Annotated in this window: 9 protein-coding genes; all 9 read right to left on the bottom strand. The window is 62.9% G+C overall.

Annotated features, from left to right (window positions below; all coding sequences use genetic code 11):
• Window positions 1-53: 53 nt before the first annotated feature.
• The 9 genes from purF to KI237_RS10515 all read right to left on the bottom strand — a co-directional run bounded on the left by purF (window position 54) and on the right by KI237_RS10515 (window position 11,033).
• Complete coding sequence (gene purF, locus KI237_RS10555; RefSeq protein ID WP_212799761.1) at window positions 54-1,559, bottom strand: amidophosphoribosyltransferase; 1,506 nt, start codon at window positions 1,557-1,559, stop codon at window positions 54-56.
• A gap of 41 nt (window positions 1,560-1,600) precedes the next feature.
• Complete coding sequence (locus KI237_RS10550) at window positions 1,601-2,161, bottom strand: CvpA family protein (RefSeq protein ID WP_212799760.1); 561 nt, start codon at window positions 2,159-2,161, stop codon at window positions 1,601-1,603.
• A gap of 89 nt (window positions 2,162-2,250) precedes the next feature.
• Window positions 2,251-2,919, bottom strand: a complete 669-nt coding sequence (locus KI237_RS10545; RefSeq protein ID WP_212799759.1) for an SPOR domain-containing protein — start codon at window positions 2,917-2,919, stop codon at window positions 2,251-2,253.
• A complete protein-coding gene (folC, locus tag KI237_RS10540; protein WP_212799758.1) occupies window positions 2,903-4,210 on the bottom strand; it encodes a bifunctional tetrahydrofolate synthase/dihydrofolate synthase in 1,308 nt (435 codons plus the stop codon). Before folC ends, KI237_RS10545 begins: the two co-directional genes overlap by 17 nt.
• Window positions 4,207-5,127: an acetyl-CoA carboxylase, carboxyltransferase subunit beta gene (accD, locus tag KI237_RS10535; RefSeq protein ID WP_003179765.1), complete on the bottom strand. Its 921-nt coding sequence runs from the start codon at window positions 5,125-5,127 to the stop codon at window positions 4,207-4,209. Before accD ends, folC begins: the two co-directional genes overlap by 4 nt.
• Before the next feature lie 256 nt (window positions 5,128-5,383).
• The gene (locus KI237_RS10530) at window positions 5,384-6,016 is read right to left on the bottom strand and encodes a phosphoribosylanthranilate isomerase (protein WP_212799757.1); all 633 of its coding nucleotides are present in this window, start codon (window positions 6,014-6,016) and stop codon (window positions 5,384-5,386) included.
• 63 nt (window positions 6,017-6,079) lie between these two features.
• Entirely contained in the window at window positions 6,080-6,904 is an 825-nt protein-coding gene (gene truA / locus KI237_RS10525; RefSeq protein ID WP_212800583.1) for a tRNA pseudouridine(38-40) synthase TruA, read from the bottom strand.
• 307 nt (window positions 6,905-7,211) lie between these two features.
• Entirely contained in the window at window positions 7,212-9,812 is a 2,601-nt protein-coding gene (locus KI237_RS10520; protein ID WP_212799756.1) for a FimV/HubP family polar landmark protein, read from the bottom strand.
• 210 nt (window positions 9,813-10,022) lie between these two features.
• Window positions 10,023-11,033: an aspartate-semialdehyde dehydrogenase gene (locus KI237_RS10515; RefSeq protein WP_212799755.1), complete on the bottom strand. Its 1,011-nt coding sequence runs from the start codon at window positions 11,031-11,033 to the stop codon at window positions 10,023-10,025.
• Between the last annotated feature and the right edge of the window lie 140 nt (window positions 11,034-11,173).

The raw sequence follows: 11,173 nt of genomic DNA, 5'->3' as shown, positions 1-11,173 counted from the left end.
CACTCCTGAAATCGGTTTAAACGCAAACCGGCCCCTCAGGGCCGGTTGGTTAATCAGTTGTTGTACAGATCGATGATCGCGCTGACCGCCTGGGTCTTGGCCTTGGACGCATCGTTACGTGCGTTCTCGATCCTGTTCAGGTAGGCCTCGTCGATGTCGCCGGTGACGTACTTGCCGTCGAATACCGCGCAATCGAAGTGCTCGATCTTGATCTTGCCGCCACCGACCGCTTCGATCAAGTCCGGCAGGTCCTGGTAGATCAACCAGTCGGCGCCGATCAGGTCCGCCACGTCCTGGGTGGTGCGGTTATGAGCGATCAGCTCGTGGGCACTCGGCATGTCGATGCCGTAGACGTTCGGGTAGCGCACGGCCGGGGCCGCGGAGCAGAAGTAGACGTTCTTGGCGCCAGCTTCACGGGCCATCTGGATGATCTGCTTGCACGTGGTGCCACGCACGATGGAATCGTCCACCAGCATCACGTTCTTGCCGCGGAACTCTAGTTCGATGGCGTTGAGCTTCTGGCGGACGGATTTTTTCCGTGCGGCCTGGCCCGGCATGATGAAGGTCCGGCCGATGTAGCGGTTCTTCACAAAGCCTTCGCGGAACTTGACGCCCAGGTGGTTCGCCAGTTCCAGAGCGGCGGTGCGGCTGGTGTCCGGGATCGGGATAACGACGTCGATGTCGTGTTCCGGACGCTCGCGCAGGATCTTGTCGGCCAGTTTCTCGCCCATGCGCAGACGGGCCTTGTAGACCGAGACGCCGTCGATGATCGAGTCCGGACGCGCCAGGTAGACGTGTTCGAAGATGCATGGCGTCAAGGACGGGTTGGTCGCGCACTGACGAGTGTGCAACTTGCCGTCTTCAGTGATGTAGACCGCTTCGCCCGGGGCCAGGTCGCGAATCAGGGTGAAGCCCAGTACGTCCAGGGACACGCTTTCGGAGGCGATCATGTACTCGACGCCTTCGTCGGTGTGGCGCTGGCCGAACACGATCGGACGGATCCCGTGGGGATCGCGGAAACCGACGATGCCGTAGCCGGTGATCATCGCCACTACCGCGTAGCCGCCCACGCAACGGTTGTGCACGTCGGTCACGGCGGCGAACACGTCTTCTTCGGTTGGCTGCAGCTTGCCGCGCTGGGCCAGCTCATGGGCGAACACGTTGAGCATCACTTCCGAGTCGGAACTGGTGTTGACGTGGCGCAAGTCAGATTCGTAGATCTCCTTGGCCAGTTGCTCGACGTTGGTCAAGTTGCCGTTGTGCGCCAGGGTGATGCCGTAAGGCGAGTTGACGTAGAACGGCTGGGCTTCAGCCGACGTCGAACTGCCCGCGGTCGGGTAGCGCACATGGCCAATACCCATGTGACCGACCAGGCGCTGCATGTGACGCTGATGGAACACATCACGCACCAGGCCGTTGTCCTTGCGCAGGAATAACCGGCCGTCATGGCTGGTCACGATACCGGCAGCGTCCTGGCCGCGGTGCTGGAGCACGGTTAGCGCGTCATACAGCGCCTGATTGACGTTCGACTTACCGACGATACCGACGATGCCACACATGCGACGCAACCCCTACTTAATGGATCTGAACTGAACAACACTCACTGCGGCGTTTTGGCCATCGGCAAGAGGTGTTCCTTGAACGGTATTTCAGCGGGTACGCTGATACCGCTGGCAAGCCACTGACTGCTCCAACCCAGGATCAGGTTTTTGGACCAGTCTGCGACCAATAGAAATTGTGGCACGAGCCGGGACTCCTGCCACCACGTATCCTGCTGTACCGGCCCCAGGCTCAAGAGCCCGACGGCCACGACCACCAGCAACGCGCCACGCGCCGCGCCAAAGGCCATGCCCAGGAACCGGTCCGTCCCGGAAAGCCCGGTGACGCGAATCAGTTCGCCGATCAGATAATTGATCATTGCGCCAACCAGCAAGGTGGCGATAAACAAGATGGCACAGCCCGCGATCACGCGAGCCGACGGAGTTTCGATGTATCCGGCGAGGTACTGGGACAGCGAACCACCAAACAGCCAGGCTACGACTCCCGCGATGATCCAGGTCAGCAGCGAGAGGGCTTCCTTGACGAAGCCGCGGCTCAGACTGATCAATGCGGAGATGGCGACGATCGCAACGATCGCCCAGTCAACCCAGGTAAATGGCACGGTGCAGCCTACAGACGGATAAGGCGGCGCATTTTAGCAGAGCGCAGGGCTGTCGGTAAGCTGCACGATTCAAATCAGCTAAATCGCTGTCAGCCGCGCTCTGGCTGGAAGCGCACCACAAAACCCTTGAGGTTCTGCTGGCGGCTGAGCAGATCACGCAAGCGGTCGGCTTCGGCACGCTCGATCAGCGGGCCGACAAACACCCGGTTCTTGCCATCGGCGGAGCGGATGTAGGCGTTGTAGCCCTGGCTGCGCAGGGTTTTCTGCAAGTTCTCGGCACTTTCGCGACTGGTCAGGCTGGCCAGTTGCACCGACCAGCTGACCGACAGGCCATTGGCATCCACGCGGCTTTGCGTGGTGTCAGGCTTGGTCGTGGCGGCGGTAATCGGCTGGCTTGGGGCCGGCTTGATCGCTGGAGCGGCCGGAACGGGAGCCGGAGCGACTGACGGCTTGCTCGGTGCGGCAGGCGCAGGCGGTGCGGGTGCTGGCGCAATCGGCATCGACGGCGCCGATTGCTCGGCCAACTCCTCGTCGCTTGGCACAGGCTCCTGAGGCAACACCTGGGGCTCGGGCACCGCCACCGGTTCGACTTGCACAGGCGGCACCGAAGGCGCCTGAGGCGCGGCCGGCGCGTCGACCGTGACCTGGCGCTGCTCGTCCTGACGGGAAAACAGCATCGGCAGGAAAATCACCGCCAGGGCCACCAACACCAGGGCCCCGACCATGCGCTGCTTGTACGCCTTATCCAGCAATGCCATCTGCAGCCTCCTCCGTGGAGCGCCGGGCCAACCATTGAAGGGCCTCGGCAACACAAAAAAATGATCCGAACAGCAGGATTTCATCATCGGCCGTCGCCAGGGCGCACTGCCCTTCCAGCGCGGCGGCCACGCTAGCGTAGGCTTGCACTGAAGCGCCACGGCGCTGCAAGGCTTCCTGCAACTGCGCCGCTGTACGCGAGCGCGGCGAATCCAGTGGCGTCACCGCCCAATGCTGGACACTAGCACCCAACGCCTCGACAACGCCATCCAGATCCTTGTCGGACAGCAGCCCGAACACCGCCAGGCGCCGCCCCACCACAGGCCGCCGCGCCAGGCGCTCGGCTAGGTACTGCGCCGCGTGGGGGTTATGGCCGACATCCAGCAACAGGTTCAGACGCTTGCCTTGCCAATCGAACTGACGACGATCGAGGCGCCCGACCACACGGGTCGCCTGCAACGCCTGGATGATTTGCCCGGCATCCCATGGCAAGCCCAGCAACAGATAGGCCTGGAGCGCCAGGGCGGCGTTTTCCATCGGCAGGTCCAGCAAGGGCAGATCGTGCAACTCCACCGGATTGCCCTGCAGGTCGCTGCCGCGCCACTGCCAATGCTGCTCGGTCATCGCCAGGTCGAAATCTCGCCCGCGCAGAAAGAACGGGCAGTTCAATTCGCGAACCTTGTCCAGCAACGGCTGGGGGGGATTGAGATCGCCGCAAAGCGCAGGCGCGCCCTGGCGAAAGATACCGGCTTTTTCGAAGGCCACGGATTCGCGGGTATCACCCAGGTAATCGGCATGGTCCACGCCAATGCTGGTGACCAGGGCAATGTCTGCGTCCACCAGGTTGACCGTATCCAGTCGTCCGCCCAGGCCGACTTCCAGCACCACCGCATCGAGACCGGCACGGGCAAACAACCAGAACGCCGCCAGGGTGCCCATCTCGAAATAAGTGAGGGTTGTATCGCCTCGCCCGGCTTCCACCGCGGCAAAGGCTTCGCAGAGCTGGGTGTCAGTGGCTTCGACGCCGTTCACTTGCACCCGCTCGTTGTAGCGCAGCAGGTGCGGCGAGCTGTAGACACCGACGCTCAGCCCCTGGGCCCGCAGCAGCGAAGCGACGAAGGCGCAGGTCGATCCCTTGCCGTTGGTGCCAGTGACGGTGATGACCCGGGGCGCCGGCTTGGCCAGTCCCATGCGGGACGCTACCGTTTGCGAGCGCTCCAGCCCCATGTCGATGGCCGATGGATGCAACTGCTCGAGGTAGGCAAGCCAGTCGCCCAGGGTGCGTTGGGTCATAGCCCGGCAGGCACTGGCGGAACCACGATCGGCTCGATCGGCGCGGCGACGAATTTCGGTGTCGGCAGACCCATCAGTTGCGCCAGCAGGTTGCCCAGGCGCGGACGCAGCTCCTGGCGATGGATGATCATGTCGATGGCGCCGTGCTCCAGCAGGAACTCACTGCGCTGGAAGCCTTCCGGCAGTTTTTCACGCACGGTCTGCTCGATCACGCGCGGGCCGGCAAAGCCGATCAGGGCTTTCGGCTCACCGACGATCACGTCGCCCAACATGGCCAGGCTGGCGGAAACGCCACCGTAGACCGGATCGGTCAGCACCGAGATGAACGGAATGCCTTCTTCGCGCAGACGCGCCAGCACCGCAGAGGTCTTGGCCATTTGCATCAGGGAGATCAGTGCCTCCTGCATCCGCGCACCGCCGGAAGCGGCGAAGCAGATCATCGGGCAACGGTTTTCCAGGGCATGGTTGGCAGCGCGAACGAAGCGCTCGCCAACGATGGCACCCATGGAACCGCCCATGAAGGAGAATTCGAAGGCCGAGACCACCACTGGCATGCCGAGCAAAGTGCCGCTCATGGACACCAAGGCGTCTTTTTCGCCGGTCTGCTTCTGGGCAGCGGTCAGGCGATCCTTGTATTTCTTGCCGTCGCGGAATTTCAGGCGGTCAACCGGCTCCAGGTCGGCGCCCAGCTCCACTCGGCCTTCAGCGTCCAGGAAAATATCGATACGGGCACGCGCGCCAATGCGCATGTGGTGGTTGCACTTGGGGCAAACGTCCAGGGTCTTTTCCAGCTCGGGGCGGTACAGCACCGCTTCGCAGGATGGACACTTGTGCCACAGACCTTCAGGCACCGAGCTTTTCTTCACCTCGGAACGCATGATCGAAGGGATCAGTTTGTCTACTAACCAGTTGCTCATGCTTTCTTTCTCCAGTACCGGCGGCCCGAACGCTTTGGTTCGCGGCCCCGCGTATGCCCTTGAGCTAAATTCATTGTGCGGCGAGGGTCGAACGGCCACCACGGTCAGCGCAAAACATGACCTGCGTGCAGCCCAACCTCCTCAGCCATCCCGGCAACCGCTGCACTGCGGTTACCACTACGTTATCGGCCCACCCGAAGGCGGTGCCTGCCTGCTTTGTACAGTGCAGGTATGGACGGCGGCAGTCTGCCAGCCGTCACATTGACGACTGGCCGCTGCGCACAGCGGCCATGAACGCGCGAATCTTTGCCGGATCCTTGATGCCCTTGCCCTGCTCCACCCCGCCGCTCACGTCCACCGCGTAAGGGCGAACCTGGCGAATGGCCGCAGCGACATTTTCCGCCGTCAGGCCACCTGCCAGGATAATCGGTTTATCCAAGCCTTGGGGCACCAGCGACCAATCGAACGCTTCGCCCGTCCCTCCGGGAACGCCTTCCACATAGGTGTCCAGCAAAATGCCGCTGGCACTGGCGAACGCTGCACAACTGGCGGCAATGTCATCCCCGGCCTTGACCCGCAACGCCTTGATGTACGGACGATGCCAGCCTTCGCAATCGGCTCGGGTCTCATCGCCATGGAACTGCAACAAGCCCAGCGGCACCGCGTCGAGTATTTCGCCCAACTCGCAACGACTGGCATTGACGAACAAGCCCACGGGCGTCACGAACGGCGGCAAGGCCTGGATGATCGCCCTGGCCTGCTGCACCGTCACCGCGCGCGGACTCTTGGCGTAAAACACCAGCCCGATGGCATCGGCCCCGGCCTCGACCGCCGCCAACGCGTCCTCGACGCGGGTGATCCCGCAAATCTTGCTGCGAACGACCGGCATGGTGGGTAAAACCTCAGGCAAATCCGTGAAAGTCCCGGATGGTAGCAAATGCTGCGCAGGGCGTCAGCCGTCGAGTTCCGAGAAGCCCGTGAGGAAATGTGGCCCGATGTAACGCTGCGGCAGTTCGAATTCATCGCGATATTCGACCTGCACCAGATACAAGCCAAACGGGTGCGCCGTGACGCCACCGGAGCGACGGACACGACTGTCGAGCACCTCCTTGATCCACTCCACCGGCCGCTCGCCAGCACCAATGGTCATCAGCACGCCGGCAATGTTGCGCACCATGTGATGCAGGAACGCACTGGCGCGGATGTCGAGCACAATCATCTTGCCGTGACGGGTCACGCGCAGGTGATGCAACTCCTTGATCGGCGACTTGGCCTGGCACTGACCGGCCCGGAAGGCGCTGAAATCATGGACGCCGACCAGGTATTGCGCGGCCTCGGCCATGCGCTCGACGTCCAGCGGGCGGTGATTCCAGGTGATTTCTTCATTCAGGTGCGCCGGGCGGATCTGATCGTTGTAGATCACGTAGCGATACCGCCGGGCGATGGCCTTGAAGCGGGCATGGAAATGCGCCGGCATCACCTTCGCCCAACTGACGCTGACATCGTGGGGCAAGTTGATGTTCGCGCCCATCACCCAGGCCTTCATCGAGCGCTCGACCTGGGTGTCGAAATGCACCACCTGGCCGCAGGCATGCACGCCGGCATCGGTGCGGCCGGCGCAATGCAGCGACACGGGCGAGTCGGCGACTTTGGACAGGGCGTTTTCAAGGGTTTCCTGCACCGTCAATACACCGGAAGCCTGGCGCTGCCAGCCACGATAGCGCGAGCCCTTGTATTCAACGCCCAAGGCGATGCGGAAAAAGCCGTCGGCCGCCATTTCGGCGGCCGGGTTGTCTATGTTTGCCAAGGAATTACAGCCTGCTGAGGTACGCAAAGGCGGGCATTATAAGGCCGATGGCTTGGGATGCCAGTCCGGCGGGTAATCCTGTGTTTAATGGGCTGGCGCCATCGCGAGCAAGCTCGCTCCCACAGGGGATACGCGGGCGGGCCATGAATGCTGAGCTCACCGCAGCACCCTTGTGGGAGCGAGCTTGCTCGCGATGAGGCCAGCCCAAACACCCGCTAATCCGGCCCCAAACAAAAACGGCAGCCTCATCGGCTGCCGTTTTCGTTTAATCGCTGACTCACGCCAAGCGCGTCAACATCTCCTGTGCTTCGCTCTTCTGCGTGGTGTTGCCTTCACTGAGGACTTCACCAAGGATGTCCCGAGCGCCGTCGTTGTCGCCCATGTCGATGTAGGCCTGGGCCAGATCGAGCTTGGTCGCCACTTCGTCGGTACCGCTAAGGAAGTCGAAGTCCGGTTCGTCTTCAGCACCAACCAAGGCATCTTCGGCGGTAAACGTCGGCTGGCCCAGACTGTCGGACAGGCGATCCAGTTCGGCGTTTACATCGTCCAACTCGGACTCGAAGGCATCCTTGGGCGCATCGTGCGCGTCCATTTCGTCAGACAGGGACAGATCGAAATCCGCCGGCAGTTCGAGATCGTCAGCTGGCGTATCGGCCAAGGCTGGCGCTTCGGTAGCCGGCAGGTCCAGCCCCTTGAGATCATCGCCCAGGTCCAGCAGGAAGTCTTCATCGTCGAGCGCCGGGACCGGGGTTGGCGCATCGGCGCCCAGGTCCAGGTCCAGGTCGAAATCCGACAGGTCGTCCAGGCTTTCGTTGGCCTCAGTCTGCTGCTTGAGCACCGACTCGAAACTCAGGTCATCGTCTTCAGGGAACGCGTCCAGCTCAGCGACAGGCTCTGGCGTCGGCGCGACCGGGGTCGTTTCCAGGTCATCCAGGCTCAGGTCGAAGGCGCTGTCGAGCTCCTCGTCGGTTGGCGAATTGTCTTCCAGCAGATCCTTGACGTACTGCGCGTCCAGTTCCGCTGCCACGGTCGCGGCGGCCAGGCCTGCGGCGGTGGCGACCACCATGGCCGGGAAACGGCTTTTCAGCTGTTCGACCTGGGCAAAGTTTTCGCCGTTGGCCACCAGTTGGCGTTCCTGGGCGACAAAGGCGTCGCGATCCCCCTGCTGACCGTAGACCTCCATCAGTTTCAGGCGCAAGTCGCTGCGCTGAGGCTCGGCCTTGATACCCTGCTCAAGCAGGTCGGCGGCCTGATTCAAGCGGCCGCGATCGATATGGGACTGGGCCTGGGGCAGCACGTCGTCGGAACGCTCGGCGGCTGGGGCCACCAATGGCGCGGCGATAGGCGGTGTGACCACTACAGGCGCGACCACCGGAGCCGGCTTGGGTACTGGCGCAGGAGCGGGCACGGGTTTTGGCTCAAGTTTTACGCTCGGTGGCGGAACGTCAATGCCCTCGAAGCTGCTCGGGGGCAGATCGAGCTCCGGGGAGAAGTCAGCCTCCTCCTCGAGGGCCCGGGCCATGCGCAAGTGTTTTTCCGCTTCCTGCTGGGCCTTGCGGCGACGGGCAAGCAACAACAGCAACAACAGCAGGAGCAGCGCGCCGCCGCCAATCAATCCCAGCAGGATCGGATTGGTCAGCAGATCGTTGTATTTTTGCTCGTTGGACGCGGCAGGCGTCGGCTCGACCGGAGCGGCAGGTGGCGTCGCTTCCGGGGCCGCCTCTGGCGCAGGTGCTGCCGTCGGGGCCTGTGTCGCTGGCGCGGGAGTCAGCTGCGCGGATATCGCCCCAGGTGCCTCGCCAGCAGGCGGAACAGCGGCGCCTTCGGCCTGCATCTTGGCCAGTTGGTTGTTCTTGAGCTCGATCAGGCGTTGCAGTTTGTCCAGTTGGCTTTGCAGGTCCGCCATGCGGCTTTTCAGTTCTTCGTTATCCCGGCGAGCCGAGTCGAGGCTTTCCTGGGTAACTGCAAGCTTGTTGGTAAGCGCCTGGGCATCGCCAGCAGCGCCCTTGCCCTTGCCGCCCGCCTTCGCTGAGTCAGCCGACACCAGGCTCAAGTTATCGCGACCGGCAGCCTGTGCCGGCGCGCCTTCGCCACGGCCACGCTTGGTGGCATCCAGCTGCTGCTTGCCAGCACCCGCCACGCCACGACGACCCGAGCGCCAGGCGGCGTTCTGCGCAGCCACTTCAGCGATAGCCTGGGGTTGCGGCAATGCAGTGCTTTGCACCGGGTCCGGCAGGCGCAACACCTGACCGGTCTTGAGCAGGTTGATGTTGCCGTTGATGAACGCGTTAGGGTTCAACGCCTGGATCGCCAGCATGGTTTGCTGGACCGACCCACCGTTGCGCACTTTGGCGGCGATTTCCCACAGGGTATCGCGCGGCGTGGTGGTGTATTGGGACGGCTTGGTGGCGCCGGTGACCGGCGTGGACACGACCTGGGGCGGTTTCGCCCGGGCGGCGTCGGCGGCCTGTGGCGAGAATTTGGAGGGGTCGAGCAATACGCTGTAGTCGCGCAGCAGACGGCCGTTGGGCCACATCACCTGGACCAGGAACTTGACCATGGGTTCGGACAACGGCCGGCTGGACGTTACCCGCAGGACGCTCTTGCCATTGGCGTTGATCACCGGGGTGAAGCTCAGGTCGTTGAGAAAGGCCTGGCGGTCGACACCGGCCTTGGCGAAGTCGTCGGGCGAGGCCAGGCTCGGCACGACTTCGGCAGCGGTCAGTTGCTGGACGTCGAGCAACTCGATCTCGGCGACCAGAGGCTGGTTCGGCGTCGACTTCAGGGTCAATTCCCCGAGCCCGAGCGCTTGCGCCATACCGGAGGACAGCGCCGAGGCGGCCGCTATTGCTAACACCAGTTTGCGAACTTGAACCATAGCCTCTTCCTTTGTTTGAACATTCCTCGGCCAGCGAGAAGGTATTGATGCCGCTGCCGTAAGGCATTGCGCGCAGCCCCGAAGCGACGGTGCGCGCGATCATTTCACTCATGCCCCGGGAAAGTCCCCCAGAGGGATGTTCGCCTTCAGCACTCCGGCCAAGCATAGCGCCCAGCTAGAATCATTCGACAAATTGATGCCAAGTATCTTTTACAGCAAGTCTTTTATCAACAACTCAGCCACCTGCACGGCATTGAGTGCCGCGCCCTTGCGCACGTTATCTGACGTCAGCCACATATTTAGTTCCGCCGGATCGTCGATCCCACCGCGCACACGACCAACGTAGACCACATCCTGCCCCACCGCATCGCCCACCGCCGTCGGGTAATCACCCGCTTCCACCAGCTCGATACCGGGCGCCGCTTCCAACGCCGCGTTGACCTTGGCCAGGTCGACGGGGCTCGCAGACTGCACAGTCACGCTAAAGCTATCGCCAAAAAACACCGGGGCTTGAATGCAAGTGACGGAAATCTTTAACAAAGGTTGATTCAGCACCTGGCGCAACTCGCGGACCAGGCGCTTTTCCAACTGCGTATGGCCTTGCTCGTCCGGGGCGCCGACCTGGGCCAGCAGGTTGAATGCCATCTGCCGATCAAAGAATTTCGGCTCCAGCGGACGGGCGTTGAGCAGCTCGGCGGTCTGGCGCGCCAACTCGCTCACGGCCACGCGGCCCTGGGCCGACACCGCGAGGCTGGCGGTCAGGCTGATGCGCTGCAAGTCCAGGCATTCGCGCAGCGGCGCCAGCACCACCGCCAAGGCCGTGGCCGAAGCGCTGGGGCTGCTGACCTGCAACGGCTTGCTCAAACCGGCGAGCATCTGGGCGTTGGCTTCCGGCACGATCTGCGGCGCCTGTTCGGGCGGCAAGGCGCCGGACAGGTCGATCAACGCACAGCCAGCCGCCGTGGCCCGCGAGGCGAAACTCAGGGTCACCGCCGGGCCGGCGGCGAAGAACACCAGTTGGACTTTGCTGAAATCGAACTCGTCGACTTCGCGCACCCGCACGTTTTTACCGCGAAACATCACCGAGCTACCTGCCGATTCGCTGCTGGCCAACAGATGCAGGTTGCCGACCGGGAAGTCCCGCTCTTCGAGAATCTGGACGAGGGTTTCGCCGACAGTACCGGTGGCGCCGATCACGGCAATATCAAAGGACTGGCTCATGGGTCTACCTCAGGTAAAACGTGGGGAGCGGCACTTTACCGGGTGCTGGGTAGGCAGGCAATTGGCCGGAGGGTTTGCAGTGCCTGGGCGGGCCTCATCGCGAGCGAGCTCGCTCCCACAGGTTTTGTGGTCACTGAAGC

This window comes from Pseudomonas sp. St316 (assembly GCF_018325905.1).
Taxonomy (GTDB): domain Bacteria; phylum Pseudomonadota; class Gammaproteobacteria; order Pseudomonadales; family Pseudomonadaceae; genus Aquipseudomonas.
The sequence above is the reverse complement of the archived record's forward strand: the minus strand, read 5'-3'. Positions and strand labels throughout refer to the sequence as shown.

Coding starts and splice junctions, on each gene's coding strand:
- purF (WP_212799761.1), bottom strand. CDS start 1,559: ATGTGTGGCATCGTCGGTATCGTCGGTAAGTCGAACGTCAATCAGGCG.
- KI237_RS10545 (WP_212799759.1), bottom strand. CDS start 2,919: ATGGCATTGCTGGATAAGGCGTACAAGCAGCGCATGGTCGGGGCCCTG.
- folC (WP_212799758.1), bottom strand. CDS start 4,210: ATGACCCAACGCACCCTGGGCGACTGGCTTGCCTACCTCGAGCAGTTG.
- accD (WP_003179765.1), bottom strand. CDS start 5,127: ATGAGCAACTGGTTAGTAGACAAACTGATCCCTTCGATCATGCGTTCC.
- KI237_RS10530 (WP_212799757.1), bottom strand. CDS start 6,016: ATGCCGGTCGTTCGCAGCAAGATTTGCGGGATCACCCGCGTCGAGGAC.
- truA (WP_212800583.1), bottom strand. CDS start 6,904: ATGGCGGCCGACGGCTTTTTCCGCATCGCCTTGGGCGTTGAATACAAG.
- KI237_RS10520 (WP_212799756.1), bottom strand. CDS start 9,812: ATGGTTCAAGTTCGCAAACTGGTGTTAGCAATAGCGGCCGCCTCGGCG.
- KI237_RS10515 (WP_212799755.1), bottom strand. CDS start 11,033: ATGAGCCAGTCCTTTGATATTGCCGTGATCGGCGCCACCGGTACTGTC.